This window comes from Rhizobium sp. KNZ14-9A (assembly GCF_056755015.1).
In genome coordinates this window covers 1,086,197-1,106,270 of the sequence record NZ_JBPGXB010000001.1, presented here as the reverse complement: position 1 = coordinate 1,106,270, position 20,074 = coordinate 1,086,197, and the positions used below count along the sequence as shown (strand labels likewise).

20 protein-coding genes are annotated in these 20,074 nt (G+C 59.0%); 2 read left to right on the top strand and 18 right to left on the bottom strand.

The window, feature by feature from the left end:
• The 4 genes from ACR9ZQ_RS05775 to ACR9ZQ_RS05760 form a co-directional block, all read right to left on the bottom strand.
• On the bottom strand, window positions 1-555 hold the full coding sequence (locus tag ACR9ZQ_RS05775; RefSeq protein WP_481427200.1) for a TRAP transporter small permease: 555 nt from the start codon (window positions 553-555) through the stop codon (window positions 1-3).
• Window positions 556-617: 62 nt separating this feature from the next.
• On the bottom strand, window positions 618-1,661 hold the full coding sequence (locus ACR9ZQ_RS05770) for a TRAP transporter substrate-binding protein (protein ID WP_481427199.1): 1,044 nt from the start codon (window positions 1,659-1,661) through the stop codon (window positions 618-620).
• A 152-nt stretch (window positions 1,662-1,813) separates the two neighbouring features.
• Entirely contained in the window at window positions 1,814-2,302 is a 489-nt protein-coding gene (locus tag ACR9ZQ_RS05765; RefSeq protein ID WP_481427198.1) for a MarR family winged helix-turn-helix transcriptional regulator, read from the bottom strand.
• A 19-nt stretch (window positions 2,303-2,321) separates the two neighbouring features.
• The gene (locus tag ACR9ZQ_RS05760) at window positions 2,322-3,770 is read right to left on the bottom strand and encodes an aldehyde dehydrogenase (protein ID WP_481427197.1); all 1,449 of its coding nucleotides are present in this window, start codon (window positions 3,768-3,770) and stop codon (window positions 2,322-2,324) included.
• A 227-nt stretch (window positions 3,771-3,997) separates the two neighbouring features.
• Between ACR9ZQ_RS05760 and ACR9ZQ_RS05755 the strand changes: the two genes are divergently transcribed.
• Complete coding sequence (locus ACR9ZQ_RS05755) at window positions 3,998-4,921, top strand: ketopantoate reductase family protein (protein WP_481427196.1); 924 nt, start codon at window positions 3,998-4,000, stop codon at window positions 4,919-4,921.
• A gap of 102 nt (window positions 4,922-5,023) precedes the next feature.
• On the opposite strand, the gene ACR9ZQ_RS05750 is transcribed toward ACR9ZQ_RS05755, so the two are convergent.
• The 10 genes from ACR9ZQ_RS05750 to iaaH all read right to left on the bottom strand — a co-directional run bounded on the left by ACR9ZQ_RS05750 (window position 5,024) and on the right by iaaH (window position 13,182).
• A complete protein-coding gene (locus ACR9ZQ_RS05750; RefSeq protein ID WP_481427195.1) occupies window positions 5,024-6,007 on the bottom strand; it encodes a branched-chain amino acid ABC transporter permease in 984 nt (327 codons plus the stop codon).
• Window positions 6,004-6,864, bottom strand: coding sequence for a branched-chain amino acid ABC transporter permease (locus tag ACR9ZQ_RS05745; RefSeq protein ID WP_481427194.1), 861 nt, complete (start codon window positions 6,862-6,864; stop codon window positions 6,004-6,006). Before ACR9ZQ_RS05745 ends, ACR9ZQ_RS05750 begins: the two co-directional genes overlap by 4 nt.
• 1 nt (window position 6,865) lies before the next feature.
• Window positions 6,866-7,561: an ABC transporter ATP-binding protein gene (locus ACR9ZQ_RS05740; protein ID WP_481427193.1), complete on the bottom strand. Its 696-nt coding sequence runs from the start codon at window positions 7,559-7,561 to the stop codon at window positions 6,866-6,868.
• Window positions 7,545-8,306 (bottom strand): ABC transporter ATP-binding protein, encoded by a 762-nt coding sequence (locus tag ACR9ZQ_RS05735; RefSeq protein WP_481427192.1) that lies wholly within the window; start codon window positions 8,304-8,306, stop codon window positions 7,545-7,547. Before ACR9ZQ_RS05735 ends, ACR9ZQ_RS05740 begins: the two co-directional genes overlap by 17 nt.
• A complete protein-coding gene (locus tag ACR9ZQ_RS05730; protein ID WP_481427191.1) occupies window positions 8,303-9,610 on the bottom strand; it encodes an ABC transporter substrate-binding protein in 1,308 nt (435 codons plus the stop codon). The genes ACR9ZQ_RS05735 and ACR9ZQ_RS05730 overlap by 4 nt, the downstream gene beginning before the upstream one ends.
• Before the next feature lie 252 nt (window positions 9,611-9,862).
• Window positions 9,863-10,351 (bottom strand): nitrile hydratase accessory protein, encoded by a 489-nt coding sequence (locus tag ACR9ZQ_RS05725; protein ID WP_481427190.1) that lies wholly within the window; start codon window positions 10,349-10,351, stop codon window positions 9,863-9,865.
• Window positions 10,351-10,704 (bottom strand): SH3-like domain-containing protein, encoded by a 354-nt coding sequence (locus ACR9ZQ_RS05720; RefSeq protein WP_481427189.1) that lies wholly within the window; start codon window positions 10,702-10,704, stop codon window positions 10,351-10,353. The genes ACR9ZQ_RS05725 and ACR9ZQ_RS05720 overlap by 1 nt, the downstream gene beginning before the upstream one ends.
• Window positions 10,694-11,017, bottom strand: a complete 324-nt coding sequence (locus ACR9ZQ_RS05715; RefSeq protein WP_481427188.1) for a hypothetical protein — start codon at window positions 11,015-11,017, stop codon at window positions 10,694-10,696. Before ACR9ZQ_RS05715 ends, ACR9ZQ_RS05720 begins: the two co-directional genes overlap by 11 nt.
• Before the next feature lie 4 nt (window positions 11,018-11,021).
• Entirely contained in the window at window positions 11,022-11,639 is a 618-nt protein-coding gene (gene nthA, locus ACR9ZQ_RS05710) for a nitrile hydratase subunit alpha (RefSeq protein ID WP_481427187.1), read from the bottom strand.
• A 136-nt stretch (window positions 11,640-11,775) separates the two neighbouring features.
• Entirely contained in the window at window positions 11,776-13,182 is a 1,407-nt protein-coding gene (iaaH, locus tag ACR9ZQ_RS05705; protein ID WP_481427186.1) for an indoleacetamide hydrolase, read from the bottom strand.
• 260 nt (window positions 13,183-13,442) lie between these two features.
• Between iaaH and ACR9ZQ_RS05700 the strand changes: the two genes are divergently transcribed.
• Window positions 13,443-14,168 carry a response regulator transcription factor gene (locus tag ACR9ZQ_RS05700; RefSeq protein WP_481427185.1) on the top strand — a complete coding sequence of 242 codons (726 nt, stop codon included), beginning with the start codon at window positions 13,443-13,445 and terminating at the stop codon, window positions 14,166-14,168.
• A 1,158-nt stretch (window positions 14,169-15,326) separates the two neighbouring features.
• Here ACR9ZQ_RS05700 and ACR9ZQ_RS05695 read toward each other — a convergent pair.
• From ACR9ZQ_RS05695 to ACR9ZQ_RS05680, 4 genes are read right to left on the bottom strand one after another with little or no spacing between them, the layout of a single operon-like run.
• On the bottom strand, window positions 15,327-16,172 hold the full coding sequence (locus tag ACR9ZQ_RS05695; protein ID WP_481427184.1) for a fumarylacetoacetate hydrolase family protein: 846 nt from the start codon (window positions 16,170-16,172) through the stop codon (window positions 15,327-15,329).
• Window positions 16,173-16,208: 36 nt separating this feature from the next.
• Window positions 16,209-17,519: an MFS transporter gene (locus tag ACR9ZQ_RS05690; RefSeq protein ID WP_481427183.1), complete on the bottom strand. Its 1,311-nt coding sequence runs from the start codon at window positions 17,517-17,519 to the stop codon at window positions 16,209-16,211.
• Window positions 17,520-17,571: 52 nt separating this feature from the next.
• Window positions 17,572-19,149, bottom strand: a complete 1,578-nt coding sequence (locus tag ACR9ZQ_RS05685) for a bifunctional 3-(3-hydroxy-phenyl)propionate/3-hydroxycinnamic acid hydroxylase (protein ID WP_481427182.1) — start codon at window positions 19,147-19,149, stop codon at window positions 17,572-17,574.
• Window positions 19,150-19,178: 29 nt separating this feature from the next.
• A complete protein-coding gene (locus tag ACR9ZQ_RS05680) occupies window positions 19,179-20,072 on the bottom strand; it encodes a VOC family protein (RefSeq protein ID WP_481427290.1) in 894 nt (297 codons plus the stop codon).
• Window positions 20,073-20,074 lie beyond the last annotated feature (2 nt).

Genomic DNA, 20,074 nt, shown 5'->3' with positions numbered 1-20,074 from the left:
TCACTCCACCGGATTGTCGGCGTGATCCACATTCACGCGTTGCGGATAAAACACGAGACGGAAGGTGCGCACCGCGATGAGCACAACCGCGGCAACGTCGCCAAGCCAGGCAATGAGGAAGAAAGGCCACACCGGAAGCTGAAGGTCGTAGGTGAGCACGTTCTGGGCTCGGGTCTGAACCACCTTGTCGAACAGCATGATCGTCTGCACCGTCACGACGAACAGCAGCACCAGCGTCGCAAAAACATCGATCCAGCGTTTGTATTTCTGGCTGGCATTTTCCCATACGAGATCGACGGTGATATGGGCGCCACGATAGCTGGTCGCGGCAATACCCCAGAAAATCAGAATGCCGAGAAACATGCGTCCGAAATCATAACCGTCCGGGATCGCATGGGAAAAGAAATAGCGAAGCATAACCGATATGAAGATATCAGCGGCCACCAGACCGACAAAACCGGCAGCGATCCATTCTATGCCGGCAATGAAGCGGTCCATGTGGTTTTTTGGTTCCGTAATGGTGGCTGCGGGGCTTTCATGTGTTTCAGGCGTCATGGCTTCCTCCCAATTGCCGTGAGCGATGGGCCGGCCCCCGCACGGGACCGGCCGTTACCACCTCAGAACGCTGCCTTGTTGTCGGTCAGATTCTTCTTCAGTTTCCCGAGAACCTCGGCTGGGTTTCCGCCCTTTGCCGTCACCTGGCTTTCCCATTTGCTCTGCAACGGGGACACTGCCTTGCGCCACGCCTCGAGCTGTTCCGAGGTCAGCTCAACCACTTCGTGGCCGGACGCAGCTTTCATGCGGGCATGACCGGCATTTTCGAACGCGGTCCAGGCCGAGGACAATTTAACCGCCCATTCGGTGTTGCAATGGGCATCCAGCACCTTCTTCTGATCGGCGGACGCATTGTCATAGACGTCCCTGTTCATCGACCACGTATAGGCCGTGGTATAGAGCGGGACATCGATCGAATACTTCGTGACCTTGTCTATCCCAAAGAGGAACACGGAGTTCCACGGAAAGGTGATGGCGTCGGCAATGCCGCGTTCCAGAGCGTCACGCGATTCCGGTGCAGACGCCTGCACGTTGGTTCCGCCAAGAAGCGTCACCATTTCGCCGATGGTCTGCTGCGCCGGGCGAACCTTTAGCCCCTTGAAATCTCCGGGCAGCACAACTTTCTTGACGGAATGCAGGGTGCCCGGGTCGTGAACAAAGGCGAGGCAGAAATGCGTGTCCGCCATCTCCTTGGGCGCATATTCGCGATACCAGCCATCGACCGCCGCCGTTCCACCAGTGGCGTTGGCCACGGTGAACGGAAGCTGGGCGGCGTTGATGAAGGGGAAGCGACCGGGCTGGTAGCCTGGGCTGACATAACCCACATCGGCAATCCCGTCGCGCACCATGTCATAGTGGTCGAAAGCCTTGCCGAGCTGTTCAGCAGGGAAGATCGACGACGTGATCGAGCCGCCAGAGTCCTTTGCGATGCTGTCTGCCCATTCCTGCGCCGATTTGACGAGCGGGTGGGTCGGCGGAACCCAAAGCGATATTTTCAGATGGATCGGATTGTCTGCCGCGTCGGCCGGCGAGACCGCGCCTGCCATAAAGGATGCAAGTCCCAGTGCAGCGGCCGCCAGGCCACCTTTGAAAATTCGGTTCAGCATGTCTTCCTCCCTTGCTGAAAAATGCGGGCAAGCCGCTAGCGTTTCCGGCTCCTCCTCGGAAACCGAATTGAACGGGAAAACCCGTATGTCGAGATGTCTTCCAGTTATCGGCGGTCAGCCGGCCATGGGCCTTCGACTACCGCCGGGCCGGTTCAGCCCTTTCCAAGCGAGTCGACGATCCTCGCCAGGATTGCGATCAGAATATCCTTGTCCTTGCCGACGATCTCATCGAGGCGGCGGTCATGCTCCTGCGCGAAAGCATGCAGCCTCGAATACATCTCGCGCCCCTCCTTGGTGAGGCTGACGCTGTAGCTGCGCTGATCATCCGGATTTTGCCGCCGTTCGATCAGGCCGCGAATGGAGAGTCCCTTCAGCGTCGAGGTAAGGGTGGAGCGGTCCCGGCCGCACACCTTGCTCAACTCCGAAGGGGTCAACTCCTCATGTTCGGAGAGGATCGTGAGGATCGAATACCAGCCCGGCTTAAGATCCGTCTTTTCCAGCATCGCGCTGAACGCCTGAAACGATACTTCCTGGGCCACGCGCAGGTGATATCCTATGACATCCCTGAAGGCTTCAGGAATGAGAAGGTCGCTATCGTTTTGGCTCAGGGTATCCTCGACGGATTTGGCTGATGGTCTCACAAATACTCTCCGGAATATGTCAGAACGGATAATGCTGCTGCGCGTCTTCCACCGTTATCCAACGCAGATCGGTAAACTCGGCAATCGCGGCACGACCGCCGAACCGACCGTAACCCGACGCCTTGACGCCGCCAAACGGCATCTGCGCCTCGTCGTGGACGGTGGGACCGTTGATATGACAGATTCCACTTTCAATCCGCCGGGCGACCGCCATAGCGCGCTCGACATTCCGGCTGAAGACGGCGGACGACAGGCCGTATTCCGTATCGTTGGCAACACGGATCGCCTCCTCGTCACCGTTGACACGGATCACGCTCTTGGCGGGACCGAAGGATTCTTCGGAATAGATTCGCATGTCAGGCGTCACGTGATCGACAAGCGTCGCTTCCATGATGGAACCGTTGCGCTTACCTCCGGCCACAAGTGCCGCACCCTTGGCGACGGCGTCGTCGACCATTTCCTGAACCCGTTCGGCCGCCTCAGGCGTCACGAGCGAGCCGAGAACGACATGACCACGCGGATCACCTGCCGGTAGCGCTCTCGCCTTGGCCGCAAGCTTTTCCACGAAAGCGTCTGCCACTTTGGAGTTGACGATGATGCGCTCTGTCGACATGCAAATCTGGCCCTGGTTCATGTAGGCACCGAAAGCCGCTGCATTGACGGCCGCATCGAGATCCGCGTCATCGAGAACCAGGAATGGCGCCTTGCCGCCCAGTTCCAGCAGAACCGGCTTGAGATGTTCGGCCGCAAGCTTGGCGATGATCTTGCCGACGCGACTTGAGCCGGTAAAGTTGATGCGCTTGACCGCCGGATCGGCAACCAACGCCTCCACGACCTTGGCTGCATCTTCGGGCGCATTCGTGACGATGTTCACGACACCCTTGGGAAGGCCCGCCTCGCGCAGTACCTCCCCGATCAGGCGATGGGTGCCCGGGCATAGTTCGGAAGCCTTTAAAATGACCGTATTGCCGCAGGCCAACGGCATGGCGATGGCACGCGTGCCGAGGATGACAGGTGCGTTCCAGGGCGCGATGCCAACGCAAACGCCGGCGGCCTGGCGCACGCCCATGGCAAGTGTGCCTGGCTTGTCGGACGGGATGATTTCACCGGAGATCTGCGTTGTCATCGCCGCGGCCTCGCGCAGGATATTGGCAGCGAACATGGTGTTGAAGCCACCCCAGGGCGCCGTGGCGCCAGTTTCAGCCGTCATCAGACGGATAAATTCGCCTGCCTTGGAATCCATAACATCGGCAGCTTTCAGAAGCAGCTTGCGTCGTTCGCCCGGCCCCGTAGACGACCACTGCGCGAAGGCAGCGGCAGCGGCGTCTGCGGCGGATTTGGCGTCTTCCACCTGACCTGCCGCTGCTTTGGTCGCTACCTGGCCGGTTACAGGATCAATGCGCTCGTATACGCCGCCCGCAAGCGGTGCGCGGTCCTCGTTATTGATTAACAGCTGAATCTCATCCATGGTTTTCCTCCTCCGAAGGCGGCTTTGGATCCGCCGGTTCCTGGCAGGAACTGTTACCAATCCCCTTCCAGCCGGCCTGCCTCCCCTATTGCCTGACAGAAGCTTATGCAGAAAATTCCGCTTGCGCAAGATAGTTTGATATCCAAATATTGGATTGCAAACTAATTCGGTGAAGCCACTTCATTGAAGCACTTCTGGATCGGGGCCATACAATTAGGGAGAGAGAGATGAAGATCGGTGTAATTGGAGCTGGCGCCATGGGGGGCTTGTTCGCCGCGCGCCTGACAAATCAGGATAATGACGTCGCACTGATCGAAGTATCACAGGCAACGATCGAAGCAGTTGACGGCAGCGGGCTTCGGGTATCCGGCCTCTTCGGGGACAAGTCCTATCGCCTTCCGGTTGGACCGGCAGATCGCTATACGGATGCTTTCGAACTCTTAGTCGTTTTTACCAAAGGTATGCACACCACATCTGCCATGGAAGCCGCGAAACACCTGATGGGTCCAGACACCTGGGCGCTGACAGTGCAGAACGGGATTGGCAACGTCGAGGCAATTGAGCCCTTTGTGGATCGCGACCGCATCGTCATGGGCATGACCAACTGGCCATCCACGCTGATTGAGCCTGGATTTATCAACGTTCCTGGCGAAGGTGAGATCAAGATTTGGGCTGCGAATGGCCAAGGGTCGGAGAGACTGAAAGCGATTGGCAGCGCTCTGGACAAGGCCGGGCTCAACTGCAAGCTCGATCCCGACGTTGAAGCGGCGATATGGGAAAAGCTCGCCTTCAATTCCGCCCTCAACTCACTCGCAGCCATCACCGGATTGACCGTTGGCGAGATGGGCGACCGGCAGGAATCCCGCGCGATCGTCTTCACGATTCTTGACGAAGTTGTAGCGGTTGCAACGGCCAAGGGCCTCGCCATTAATGCGGATCATATTCGCCAGTCGGTGGAACATGCCTTCGCCAATCATCGACAGCACAAACCATCCATGTTGCAGGACCGACTTGCGGGTCGACGCATGGAGATAAACACAATTACCGCAGCAGTCAGCAAGGCAGGTGCCGGACTTGGCGTCGCCACCCCGGTGACGGCAACGCTGGCCGGCCTGCTGGCTATCGTTGATGGAGAGACGCCGCGCCTCTGACCGGAAAGGGGCGAAGCCTCATGGTCACCATGCGTAACGCCGGCCAATCAATTCTCAAGCCTGCATCATTGAAGTGACCGTTCGATAAGAATTACAGGAGGATCAAACGCTCCGCCCTACCTCACGCATTTGGCGACGAATGGGGAGCAGATCGATCTTGATCAGAGACTTCAACAGTCCCCAGGCACCACCCGGGACGAACAATGTCACGCCGATCGCCAGAACGCCAAGGATGATGAAGTAGAGCGATCCGATATTGCCCATCGTTTCGCGCAATAAGAAGTAAATGGCGACGCCAACGATCGGGCCTTCGAGCGTTCCGATCCCGCCGAGGATTACCGCAAAGAGTATGATAGCCATCCAGTTCATTGAAAAACCGGCCGTCGGGCTCACTTGCAGGGCAACCATATAGTAGCAGGCTCCGGCTGCACCGCCGATCGCGGCTGCGATGAGCAGGACATAGGTTTGCGTTTTGCGAATTGTCACGCCCATCGCTTCAGCGGCAAGTGGACTGTCCTTCATCGCGCGCAAGGCGAGACCAAAGCGGCTTCGCATCAGCCCGACGCAGGTCAGGAGCGCGATCAACAAAATGGCGGCAGCTGTGCCATAGGTTGCAAAAAGCCTGACGGAACGATCAACACCGCGTACAGCCGTCAGCGCGATTCCACCGCCGCCACCGAGAAGCCCAGTATGATAGACGATCAGTCTGACGACTTCCGAAATGACCCAGGATCCTATGGCGAGCTGAGCACCCGACAGGCGAAAAAGAACAGGTGTGATCAGCAATGCGAAACCTGCGCAGACGACCGCGGACAGCAACACGAAGGGAAATGGCAACATGCCGAACCCGTTGGCGGCGATAAAGAGCGTGTATCCACCGATGCCGATGAAGACCTGAAAGCCCATGAAAACAATACCGCCGAAGCCGGCAAGCAGGTTCCACATGAGAGCAATGGCCAGAACCGCTGCAATTTCGGTCGTCAGCAAGACAGCGTATCGGGAGCCTGTAAACGGTATGGCAAACAGCACCGCGGCAAGAAAACCTACAGCCACGAGAGACCGGGCAAGAGGCGAAGCGAGCGTCATACACGTATCCTTTTAGTGAAGAGGCCACCCGGCATCAACAAGAGGCCAATGAGGAAGACGACGTGGCCGACAAGTGGGCCGAGGCTCGGGGTGATGAAGGTGCCCGCCGCCTGGGCAATGCCCAGAATAATCCCGCCGGCAAGCGTTCCCCAGATCGAGCCAAGCCCACCAAGGATCACGGCTTCAAATGCAAAGAGCATACGTTCTGGACCCGTCGACGGGTCGAAAGTGCCACGCATACCATAGAAGATCGCAGCGATGGCGGAGATGGCGAGCGCAAAGCCCATGGCAGTGGCAAAGACTTTCCGCGTCCCGATCCCCATCAGCTGCGCAACAGCTTCATTGTCCGACGTCGCGCGAACCGCGCGGCCGAAGTGCGTACCGCCGAAGACCGCCGCCGTAAGCGTAAAAATGACGATCGACACCGCAAGTGTGAGGAGTGGCAGAACGCCGATCGCCACCGAGCCGAAATTCACTGCCGCCGTTCCAAGCACGCCAGGATCAAGGCTCCTGGTATCGGCGCTGAAAAGTTCGAGCATGACGTTCTGCAGAATGACCGAAAGCCCGAACGTCACCAGGACAGGTGGCATCTCGCCACGCCCAAGCGTCCTCTCGATGATGAAGCGCTGCAAGGCCCAGCCGACCGCAAACATGACGGGCACGACCACTGGCAGCGCCAAAAGGGGGTGAAGCCCGAAATGGATCATGAGTTGCAGGGCGAGGAAGGCGGAGAAGACGATAAAATCACCATGCGCAAGGTTGATCTGCCGCATGAGGCCGAGACAGAGCGACAGACCGAGGCCGTAAAGGCCATAAAGTGCGCCGACCAACGCGCCATTGATCAAGGTTTCCAGCATATCAACGCATCCCGAAATAGGCGTTTGAGATCTCAGCCCTGTCCGCGGTGGCAGACGGACCCGACAACGCGATCTGCCCGTGGCGCATGCACGCAAAGCGATCCGAGACGGAAAGGGCGCGGGCAATGTCCTGCTCGACGATGACGGTTGTGAGCCCCTCCCCCCGCAGCTTCTGAAGCGCAGCGTAGACGGTATCGACGGCTGCCGGAGACAGGCCGAGCGAGAGTTCGTCGCAGAGCAGAACCTCAGGGTTGGACATGAGTGCACGACCGATGGCAACCAATTGCTGTTGACCTCCCGATAGCGCGGTCGACGGCCGCTTACGGAATTCGGCGACGGTCGGAAAAATCTCGTAGACACGCTCCCGGGTCCATCCTCCCGACCGCCGCGAATGCGCGCCGACCAGCAGGTTTTCCTCCACGGTGAGACTCGGAAAGAGTTGTCTACCCTCGGGAACGAGTGCCACTCCGTGACTGACGATGTCCATTGGCGTCAGTCCGGCGATGTCTCGGCCGTTGACTGAAACGCTGCCCGTCTGAGGCCTCAAACGGCCCGTCATCACCGCAAAAGTCGTGGTCTTCCCCGCGCCGTTTGCGCCTATCAGCGCCAGCGTTTCGCCGCGTGCTACGCTGAGGTCGAAGCCGAACAGAACGGGTAGCGGCCCATAGGCCGCCCTGAGGTCATTGATCAAGATCATCGATGTCAGGCTCCATACCGAGATAGATTTGCCTTACCTTGGGCATCCGCATTGTTTCATGCGGTTCGCCCTGCGCGATGATGCGTCCTTCACCGAGAACTGCGAGCTCGTCGGCGGCATGGGTAAGCACGTGAACGAGATGTTCGATCCAGATAACAGCAATTCCGCTTGCTGCCAGCGCTTTAACAATGGTCGCAACGTCCGCAGCCTCCTCGTCGGTCAATCCGCCGGCGATTTCGTCCAGCAAAAGAACGGAGGGCTTCGTGGCCAGCGCGCGGGCAAGCTCGAGACGCTTGCGGTCAAGCAGCGGCAGCCCCCCGGCGACTAGATCTCCGCGACTCTCAAGCCCGCAGACTTTCAGTGCCTGAAGCGCCGCCTCCTCCCCTTCGCAGCCCTTCAGCCCCGCAGCAAACTCGACGGCGACAAGCACGTTCTCGTAGACCGACATATGCGAGAAGGTTTGCGGAACCTGAAAGGTTCGCCCGATCCCGGCAACGGCACGCGCGGAAGCTCCAAGTGCGGTGACGTCTCGGCCGGCAAGGAAAATCTTGCCGGAAGAAGGCGCAAAAGCACCGGAAATCACGCTGAAAAGCGTGGTCTTGCCGGAACCGTTGGGACCGATGATCCCGAGAATTTTCCCGGGATCGATCGCAATGCTGACACCGTCCAATACGGTCGGTCCGCCATAGGACTTCACGACATTTTCGACGGTGAGCGCCCTGATCGCGTCAGATGCCGCCATCATCCAGCCTTCCGCGCCAGGTCCATCGTAAAGTCGGCCTGGACTGGAACCTCGGGGGCGTTCTTGTTGTAGGTGACCTTCAAATCGTAGGTGCCGTCGGGCTGGAGACGCCACTGGCCACCGGCAATCTTGAGCTTGGCAACGTTCTTGATCGGGCTTCCTGCCCAGTCGATATCGCCGACCACCGTCGTCATCTTCGTCGATTTGATGACCGCCTGTATGGCATCCGGGTCGGTTGGATCAGCCGCGTTCTTCAGTGCGTTGATGCCCAGTTCCCACAAGGCGTGGACCACACCGATCGGCTGTGTCCAGCGCTTGCCCGATGACCTGGAATACTCCACCGCAATCTCGCCGCAGGACTGGCCCGTCAATGTGGACTTGAACGGATAGCCTGGCGTCCACCAGATTTCGGTAGACATTCCGTCGCCGGTCTTGCCGAGCGCCTCTATTCCGGCAGGGAAGAGCAGCGCCTTGGCCGGCGTTGCGATCTTTGGTTTGAAACCGAGCTGCTGCGCCTGACGCCAGAACACCGCCCATTCCGGCGGGGAGAAGAGACCCGTCACGATATCGCAACCAGCATCGCGGAAAGCGACGATCTGCCGGGAGAAGTCGTCCGCACCCGGTTGAAATTCACCGACATCGACAATCGAATAACCGCCCTTGCCAAGCGACGCTGGAAAACCGATTTCGGTATTACCAAAGACCTTGCCGGGCGGATCGTTGGACCAGACGGTGCCGACTTTCTTGTTGGTGCTTTGCAGGTCCCACATACCGATGAAGGTTGAGATGATGTCCTCGATGCCCCAGAAGAAGTGGTTTACATAGTTGAAACCAACATCCGGCGTCCCCTTCAGCGGGAACATCCAGCCCTGCCATGGGTCCATCGTGGTGATGCCCGGCACGCCCGCAGTCTCACATTGCGAGGCGACCGGAACGTTGGTCAGCGCCCCCTGCGCGAGCATGAGATGGATACCATCATTATTGATCAACTGGCTTGCCGAGGTGGCGGCACGGTCAGAATTGGACTGGTCATCGATATCGCTGATCTCGACCTTGTAGGTCTTGCCGTTGTTGACAAGCCCGTCCTTCAACACCTGGCGGACCTTGCCAAGGATGAAAGGATCCGCCTCTGCAAACGGCGCCAGCGCGCCGGTCTTCGAGCTGATATAGCCGATCCTGATCGTGGGGCTGGCAGCAATAGCCGGAGCCGGCAGAACGGACGTTGCCGCGCCCGCGGCAGCACCAGCTCCCACGGCGTGAAGGAACTTGCGGCGGGTCAGCCTCATGTTGTCGTGCGAAAATGTCATGGTTCTTCCTCTGTCGATTTTTATTGCCGCAATGCGGTTTCACGGTCGCAAGTTCGCCGCAGGACTGTTGCTTGCGGGGGCCGGCTTCAGCATAGTAGGAGGAGTGCCCTGGATCGGGGATCAACAGTTTTGCGGATAATCCGGCAGCCGCATTGCCATGTTTTTCTTCTTTAAAATCAAACAACAAGAACAGTGCGGAACCTTCGGCACCACAGACGTCCACTCAGTCGGTTGGTCTTTGCAGAGAAGTGGTTAAGCCGAAGCGTGTCGGCGAGCAGGGCTCACGGCAACCGGACCGGAATGCGTTTCGTGGTCACCGGCGTGGCAATGTTCGTGGTGGTGATGGTCATGCTCGTGATCGAGCTCTTCCAGCGCCCCGGGCGGGATGGGCGCTAGCCCCTTGCGGAACTCAACGGGCTTGCCGTGTTCGGTGTGGAAATAGGAACGCCGCCAATGTTCCTGATAATCGGCCACTTCATCATCGGTTGCCATGCCGCGATACCCGACGATCTTTTCCAGAGCCTGCATCCATTGTCGATAATAGGCCGTGTTGACGTCTTCGCCCTCTTCTTGGGGAGAGGCCGTGATCTCGCTTGAAAACGCCGCAACCCATTCCGCCCAGGTGAAATGCCCGGCGCGCGACAATTGCATGGTCAGCGCAAAGGCCTCAGCCTGCCATGGCTCGGAAAAGGCCGGGCCATTGTCGAGCCATCGCGGATCGATTGCCAAATCATCTGCCATCACGACACTTCTCCACGTAACAGGTAGCTTTCCCAAAGGCTCAGATACACCGCCCCAGGCCCGTCACTTCCTTTACCCCAGAGCGTCTCGCTCTCGAACCGGACGCGGTAAAGATGATCGGGACATTCTCCACGTCCCGCCGAATGTGCATCCGGGAAGACATGGGGGCCTTCATAACCGACGATGGTTCCGCGCTTGTCGCGTGCATAAACAGGCAGGCGCGTGTGGGTGGAAACGTGATCGTTGGTTGTCTTGATGTCATCGCCCACCTTGAACTTTGGCACACTCTCGACTGCGCGTAGCGTCGAGGCGCCGGTGGCTATCGCGATGGCAACCATTTCCTTAGGCAGCATCGCCAGCCTCCTTCGCGGCAAGTTCGGCGATCTGCGCCTGATATTCCTCCTGTGTGAATACCCCCTTGGAAATCAGCAGATCTTCCAGTGAATACAGCCAATGTTCGAAATAGGAGGTCGCCAGGTAATCAGCAGGGGGCATGCTCTCCATGGAGTGACGGCTTTCATCGATGTTGAAGCATCCGGCCGCGAGTGAAAGAAGATTAACGGCGAAGGTTTTGGCTTCCCACTCCGCCTTGAATCCGGTGTCATCGTCGGCGCGATTGACCGGGCCGAATCCCTGCATACCGCCCATATCGGCGATTGATCTCATGCTACTACCCTCCTCGGATCGCCGACGGTGCAAGCGGCGCACCCGTGCCAATCATGGAATCACGGGTCACGAGAGCTACCAGTTTGTCCGCACTCCAGCCCTCCGTGCCGGCAGGTCGCTCCGGCAGGACCATGTAGCGGATTTCCGCATTGCTATCGAAAACACGCACCTCGCGGTCCCTGGAAATATCCAGTCCGAATTCCGCAAGCACAGATCGCGGCTCGCTGACGATGCGGCTGCGATAGGGTGCGGACTTGTACCATATCGGCGGCAGACCAAGCACTGTCCAAGGATAACACGAACACAGGGTGCACACGATCACATTATGAACCTCCGGTGTGTTCTCAAGGATGATCAGTGCCTCGCCCTGCAGGCCGCCGACGCCCATTTCTTTCAGCGCCTCTGTTCCATCATCAAGAAGACGCGTCTTGAATGCAGGGTCGGACCAAGCTCGCGCCACGACAGCCGCGCCGATGCGCGGACCAAGCTTGTTCTGGAAGATATCGACGATTTCCGTCACCGCGCCGGGGTCGATTTTCCCCTTTTCGACCATCAGCGTTTCGATGGCCTTGATCCGGAGGGCTAGTGTGGACGGTGGCATCGTGTGATCGTCGTGGCTCATCGAAGTCCTCTGGAAATATCACGAAATGGGTCAAGAATAGCGCTGATCGAGGTTTTCTTCATCAGCAATATTGAGGACACGGCGGCGAGCCGCCATTCGCTGGAGACGAACACGAGCGAATGCTTGCCGCATCGCCTCACGCCGGTGGCAACGGAACGGAAAAAAGCGTCTCGATTGCAAGCGAGAATGCAAGAAGCGCCTGATCCTGCCCGAACGCAAAATCCAGTCCCAGACCCACAGGCAGTCCCGCGCGCGTCAGGCCGACCGGGACGGAAACCCCAGGCAGGCTCGCGACACTGCCGATATCCGTATTGTGAATGAGGGCCGGAAAAACAGGAAACATTTTGCCAGCGATTGCGACCGTTGAGGACTTGTCAAGCTCTGGCGCCGGCAGACGGCAGACGGGGAACGCGAGCGCATCAATCCGGTTGGACCTGAAAATATCCGCATAGGCGGACCTCAACGCGGGAAGGTGCTCGGTTATGGCGCTCTCGTAAGCCGACTGACTGACGGCCGTCGCCGGATCGAGTTGGGCGAGAAGAATTTCACGCACATCCGGGCTCGCTGCCTGATCGGCAACCTCCGCAAAGCTCAACTTTATGTCTTGGTCGGCGAGGAATGCGGATAGCGCTAGCCTTCCTTCGTAAATCGAAATTGACATCGCGGCGGCGGCATATGGCTCGGGAAGCGCTCGAGAATCAACCTCAACAAGCTCCGCGCCTTCAGCAACGAGCTGTTGAAGCGCCTCCATACAGATCGTGGCAACCTCTGCATCGACGACGTCCCAGAAATGTTTATGCGGAACCCCGAGCCGAGTGCCCTTTATAGGCGAAGCCAAGACCGGCAGCGAGGATGTCACGACACTGTCCAGCAGCGCCATGTCTGTCGCGGCGAGCGTAATTGGACCTGGCGTGTCCCGCGTTGTTGAAATCGGCACGATGCCGTCAGTCGGCCAACGCCCGGTTGTCGGACGATAACCCCACGCGCCGCAGAGGGCAGCAGGAATTCGCACCGAGCCGCCGGTATCTGTTCCGATGGAGGCCGGGACCAATCGCGCGCCCACAGCCGCCCCGCTGCCCCCGCTGGAACCGCCCGAAGTGCGGGTTTCATCGAAGGGATTGCGCGGAGTACCATAGGCGACATTGACAGAGGTCGCGCCGTAGGCCAGCTCGTGCATGCCGTTCTTGCCATAGGCAATCGCGCCGGCGTTCAAAAGTCTGGCCGCGACCTGGGCATCCCTCAAAGGTCTGAAGTCGCGAAGTGCTGGCGTTCCGCCCGTCGTGACATATCCGGCAACATTGATGTTATCCTTGAAGGCGATGGGCAGGCCATGCAACGGGCCCCGCAACCGTCCGCTCACCCGATCCGCATCCGCCTGACGCGCATCCCGAAGCGCCCGCTCCTCGTCCAGCGACACAAAGGCGTTGACCGAGGCAAGACTTGCTTTTCTAGTCAACAGATCGGTGACGAGCTCCTCGGCGCCAAGCGTGCCCTGCGCCATGGCGGCGGCGAGCTCAGTCAACGTGAATGCCTTGAGTGTCATCGTAGTCCCCGCACAAAGTTTCGACATGTGCATGCCTAGCCAGATCGTGCAGGCACGACCATCCGCAATTTTGTTGGTGAACGCTTCCTCCCTCAGGCCCGCTGATGAAAAGTTCCGCGGCTGTGGTGACGGCAAACATCACGGCAAACGAGCTTGTGACAGGCAAGCCGAAAATTCTTGCTTTTTGGGATGTTGTTTGCTTCCATACCTAAAAAGGGAACTAAGCGGACAAAAAGATTCCGCCAATCACTGGGGGTCTCATGAGTGGGACTGTATTCGATTTGACATTCGACGAGGCGAGTCTGTTCGCCGATATTGTCGGTAGGCTGACAAACCCCGGGTCGGCGGAGGTCAGGGAAACGATCTTTCCCGACATTCTGCGCTTGATGCGGGCGGATGTGCTGGCGTCTTACAAATGGAATCCGAAAATAAACTCCTATGACGCGCCCTTCGCAATCAACCAGTCCGCAGATAGCATCCAGGCATATCGGAACTGGTTTCAGTATCGAGATCCGATGACACGGCAATTGCGCAGTCTTTGGCGTCCGGCCTATGTCGATGAGGTCATATCCAAACCGGATTTGAGAAAGACGGAGTTCTTCAATGACTTCCTGATGAAGGACGGGCTCGACCATGGCATCAATGTCTTCCTCAAGGACAACGGACGAGCTTTGGCGGATCTGCGCATCTGGCGTACTAAGCGCCGACCGGAATTCGCGGACCGTGAAATCAGCCTCTTGAAGGTTCTGGCACCTCTGCTCAAGCGCGCTCTTTCCGTCGCTCCTGACGTAACACTCTCCGTCCTGACCGACCGCGAGCGAGACGTCGCGCTTCTTGTCTCACGCGGCTGCTCTGATAAGGACGTTGCGCGCGTTCTAAATATCGGTTTTGCAACAGTACGAACACATCTTACTCGCTGCCTTGAAAAGATGGGCTGCTCTAACAGGGCAGAACTCGCCGCCCGCGTTACAAGGCTTTCGCAATAAATGGAAGACCCTGCCGACAGGCTTGTCCTTCCATCCGTTGACAGCGATCGCAAATCCCGGCGCCAGGCCTATAGGTGGGTCATCCCGGCGAAGGTCGCGGGTCAGTGGACAGTCGGAGACAGAAAACTGTTTCTCACTCAGCATTATCAGATGCTGTCAGGTATGCGAGTTCTGCCTATGTCGCGGACAAAGGCGCCCCTGAAAGGCCGACCGACACCCTGAAACACTCGTTGATCACGCCTGGTACCGACCCCTGGCCCTTCACGAATGGTGATCAGTCTACGTCCATCCGCAGGGTCGCTTCAAAGCTGACAGCGCCCATGTCCTGGCAGAGGCGTCGATGGCTGGTAGCGGCATCGTCGCGATGGGCGAGCTTGTCGCAGAGCTATATGTCGCGCCCGGTGCGCCGGTGCCGATCATGACGGACTATCAACTCCCATCCGTCGGTACCTACGTGGTCCGCCTTTCAGGGCAGAGACCGGCTCGGAAGGTCCGGGGGGCTCACCGACCTGATGGCAGGACAGTTTGCCTCGCCATGAATAGACTAGCCGATCGTGAACGCCTTGAGGGGACTCGAACTTGCGGCACGTGCGGATGATTGGCGCCAAGATGACGATGTCCTTTACAACGGATTGAATGCGAGCGTGAATGGCTCGGCCACCTACCTTTAAGCGAACAAGACTTTCGGCGGTCGCGATGATCGCCTATTCCCGAGGGCGCGGCTTCCATCCGAGCAGGCGCGATGCTTTTTGTCCGCTGGCGTTCATGTCGGCACCCAGTTGCCAGACGATCCCGCGCATGACCGGGCGGAACTGTGTTTCCGTTTGCACGGACTCTACCCGGACCACTGACGAACCGGGAAATCTTATGCTTCCGAGGGCGGCGCCATTATGCCACGGCTAGTTTCGCATTCGCAGGAAAGGCTTGAGGAAGCGGACGTCGTACCCCTTCGTGGACGCTTTGAGCTTCCCGTCCGAGTGCGACCAGACGAGGGAGATTTTCTGCGGTGCGGCGAGCTCGGAACCAGACCCAATTGGCCGGCCAAAAGTTACAGCGGTTGCACCCATGCAGAAAGCGTCCATTGGCGTCTCTTGGTCCTGATAAATAACCTCGGTTGCTTAGCGACCGCACCGGTATCCCAGGTTGCAAGGGATCTGGTCAGGTTTCGTCCACGATCGGGTTGCGCAGAGTGCCAAGCTTGTCGATTTCAACCTCGACGATATCACCCGGCTTCATCCAGAGTGGCGGAGTGCGCTTGGCGCCAACGCCGCCCGGCGTGCCGCTGGCAATGACATCACCTGCTTCGAGACGCGTAAAGCTCGAGCAATATTCGATCTGGCGTGGAACATCGAAGATCATCTGGCCGAAGGTCGCATCCTGCACCACCTGGCCATTAAGGCGGGTCTGAATCCGCAGTTCCGACAGCGGGCCGAGTTCATCCGGTGTCATCATCCAGGGGCCGAAAGCACCGGTGTCCGGGAAATTCTTGCCCGGAGTGAACTGATGCGTGTGCCGCTGGAAGTCGCGGATACTGCCGTCATTGTAGATAGCATAGCCAGCGACGTGGCTGAGAGCATCGCTACGCGAAATATATCGGCCGGGCTTGCCGATGATGATGGCCAGCTCGCCTTCGTAATCGAGATCAGTTGATACCTTTGGGCGCACGATTGGTGCCAGATGACCGATCTGGCTATTGGCGTACCGCGCAAAAATGGTCGGGTTCTCGACTTCGGAACGTCCTGTTTCCTCGCGGTGCATTTCGTAGTTCAGGCCGACGCAGAGGATCTTGTCCGGGTTCGGGACGACGGGCAACCATTCGATATCCGCAAGCGGTGTCGCAGTGACGGAGACAGCTGCCTCCGCCACGCCAGCCAGCCCGGCCGCGATGGCTGTCTTGAGATCGGCATAACGGCCGGCAAGGACGGTTCCGACGTCGCGGAAGCTATCTTGATCGACAACGCCCCAGGTTGTGCGGCCGGCTATTCTGACGGTGGATAGTCTCATAAGGTTTCTCCTTGAGTGTGTGGACGTGGCGAGCCGTCAGGCCCGCTGCATGTGATCGGAAACGCGGCTGCGGTCGCCGAAGCGCTGGATGGTGCGGTCCGGGAAGATCAGCGCGAAGGCGGCAACCGCACCGATGATGAGGATCGCTGCAGTGAACATCATGGCGTTCGCGTAACCGTCGGGCAGATGCTCGGACCCGGCCCGCTGCACGATCATGCCGGTTACCGCGTTCGATGCGAGGGCGGAAACGGCATTGGCGGAATAGATAACTACGATGAGTTTGCCGCGCTGAACGGCCGGAGCGACGGCGCCGAGCGTGATCGGACCATAGATGGTGGTGAGGCTCGGCGCCGCGAACGCGATCGCGATCAGCGCGAGTTGCAACATGCCGGTGACATGGACGGAGCCGATCAGGGCGAGACCACTGACGAGCAGGGCATAACCCGAAGCGCTGCCGAGCGTTTTGCGCTTGCTGACGCCGCGCTGAAGCATCCGCTGCGCGATCCAGGAGCCGATCAGCAGAAGCGGCGACTGGAAGATATACACCGCGGAAATCACGCTGCCGGTCTGCACCTGGGTATAGCCCAGCCCCTGCTGCAGGAATGGCGGCAGCCAGGTCGCGGACATCCCGACGATCCAGTAGGACATGGTCGACATAATGATGACACCGATGACAGTCGGATCCAGCCAGAGCTTGCGGGCGGGGATTGGTGCCTCGGAAGGCTGGCTTGCGACGGTCTTTTCGTTGCTCGCCGCATAAGGGCCTTCGCCGCCTATGAACAGCCAGGCGAAAATCCAGCAAATGCCGATGATGCCGCAGAACAGGAAGCCTGTGCGCCAGCCGTACTGGACGATGATGTAGGTGAGCAATGGGCCACCCGCGAGCAGGCCGACGCTGATGCCCTGCAGAACAACTGCGCTTGGAACGCTTCGCTTCTCCGGGCTGAACCAGTTATGGGCTGCATGAAGCGCCGTCGGCAGGCCAGGTCCCTCGCCAAGACCGAGAAGAATACGGCAGACCACCAGAACAGTCACGGAACTGGTGAAATAGATCGGGATCTGGGTCAGCGACCAGATCGCGGCAAGCGCCACCAAAATCCACTTGATCGGCACGCGACCGATGACGAACAGGCCGACAAGCACGCCCGAGATCGAAAACAGCAGAAAGAAGCTACTGCCGATCAGACCGAACTGCTGCGGCGTGATCTGCAACTCCTTCATCATCGGCACCGCCGATAGGCCGAAGACGAGCTTGTCGAAGAAGTTTAGCGTTTGAAATAAGAAGAGCAGGATGAGCACCGCAAATGGGCGCCAAGGACTCCCTTTCTGGACTGCTGGATCGGTCATGTTTCCCTCCCAATAACCGTAACAAGATGTAATCAGCGGATCGCGCCTCACCTCATGCGAGACGCCGATGCAGATCCGAAAGCTGTTCACTGAGATCGACGAGCGATCTTGCTGCGCCAAAGACGTAATGGTCCGGACGGACGAGAGCGGCGATCGCGCCATGCCGGTCGAACCAGGTGGAAAGTACGCCATCCTTTTCGCGGAGCGCTGTCGGATCGGCAGCGTCATCTCCGTGAGGAGCGACGGCCTTGACCACGATCCCATCGATCGATTTGGCTAACGCTTCTCCCGCTTCTGCACCGATCCGGCGACCGTCGAGAACCAGCCGCCACTCCGGTCCGGTGAACTTATCCAACAGGCGCGGAGAAGCGCCGTCAACGATGGCCGGTTGCGGGAAGAGCAGCCCCCGCGCCGGGGTGCCCTCCTGTGCGATCAATCCATCCTCAATCGGCGGGACGATTTCCTGGCGGGTAATGGTGAGCGGCTTCCCGCCGCCTTCGGCAAGGATCTTGGCATCGCGTGCGGCGGCAGCAGCCGGATCGCGTTCGCAGATAGTCTGTCCGATGGCCTTGATCTTGCCTGTGAGGGTGCGCACATGCCGCTTGCGCTCTACAGTATAAGTGTCGAGCAGGTCCTCAGAAGATTTGCCATTGAGGATACGGTCGAGCCTCCAGACGAGATTAGACACATCGCGTAGGCCTTGGCACATGCCCTGTCCGATGAAGGGCGGCTGCTGGTGGGCGGCATCGCCGGCGATCAGCACGCGGCCGTGGCGCCATTTGTCGGCCACCAGCGCATGAAAGCGATAGGCTGCAGCGCGCCAGAGATCACCCTCTTCAGGCATCAGCCAAGGCGACAGCAGTTGCCAGACATTGTCCGGCTTTTCCATTTCGCGCGGGTCTTCGCCCGGCAAGAGCATGATCTCCCAGCGGCGGTGATTCTTCGGGCCCATAATGTAGCTCGTTGGCCGCGCCGGATTGCAGAACTGCGCCGAGGTTTGCAGCAGCTTGCCCAAGGCATCTTCATGCACCTGCACATCGACCACCAGCCACGGCTCGTCGAAGACCAGGTCCTCGAACTTCATACCCGACTGTTCTCGCACCTGGCTCCAGGCGCCATCGCAGCCGACCAAGTATTTCGCGGCGACTTTCCGGGACTTACCGGAGGCATCCTTCAGCGTTACGACGACCTCGTCCGGCCGCGAATCGAGAGTGATCATTTCAGTCCCAAGCTCGACCATCACGCTGTCAAAGCTTTCGGCGTGCTTCCTCATCACTGCTTCGACCGGCGGTTGGGTAAACACCATACTGGGCGTGTACCCCAGCGGATAAGGTTCAGGGACCATATCGATGTGGCGGATTAGCTGCCCCTCGGCACCGAAGTGCTGGGATGCGGTGAACGGTGCGATATAGGGCCTGACCTCGTCGGCAATGCCCATGTTGTCGAAGTGTCGCAGGATTTCGTGGTCGATTGCGATGGCGCGCGGCTTGTCATAAATGCCCGTCAGCTTGTCAACGACCAGGGTGGAATGTCCACGCGCGCCAAGCATTCCAGCGGCGACTGCGCCGGCTGGGCCGAAACCCACCACCAGCACGTCATAGCGGTTCGAAATATCATTCTCGTTCGTCACGGAAGCCTCTCAAAACTGAAACGGCGGTGTCAGGCGCCGGAAAATCCGATGGAAATCTGAGCCTTCTTGCAGCCGTCACTTTTCGGCGGCGCGATGCCCCAATGGTCGGTTCGGCCCGGAGGCCAGACCCATTCTTCCGGGCCTCGTACACGATAGCTGTCGTCCACCTGCAGGACCTCGGCGGTATATTCGACCACGACGCCCTGGGGATCGACGAAGTATGCGAAGACATTGTCGCCGGGTCCATGCCGACCAACGCCCCAGCCGATCGGAAAACCCTGATCAATGACATACCCGGAGCCGCGCATGACAAACTCCAGATCGGGCATCAGGAAAGCGACGTGGTTCAGCCCGTTTGCAGGTGCCTCCGCCAGCACTACCGCGTGATGGTCGGTATTGCAGCACAGGAACGCCATGAGCTTAGAGCGGTCCGTCAGGCGGAAGCCGAGGACATCCTGATAAAAGCCCGACAGCGCCTCGATCTCGGCGCTGTTGATATTCACATGCGCCAAGCGGTGCGGCCGATTGGCAACGATTGCGCCTTGACGGCGGCGGTCGCCATGCACGAATTCCAACACAGAACCCTGCGGCTCACGGATGACAAACCGGTCGCCGCCCGAAGGCGCATCCGCTTTACCCAGCTCCCGCAAGACAACACAACCAGCTGAGACGGTCTTACTGAAAAGCGACGTCAGGTCTTCTGCTGACCGTGCGCGGAAAGTGATCTTGCGTAGTTCAGCGCGATCGCCTTGCTTCAGCTCCAACACGTGAAAATCGTCGCCCGTCGCCGCCAGGAAAACTTTGTCTCCGGCTTCGGCAACCACTTCCAATCCCCAAACGCGGGTGTAGAAGTCGACGGAAACTGAAAGATCGGGCGTACCCAGTTCGACACTACGCAGGGCGGAAACAGGAAAATCAATCATCT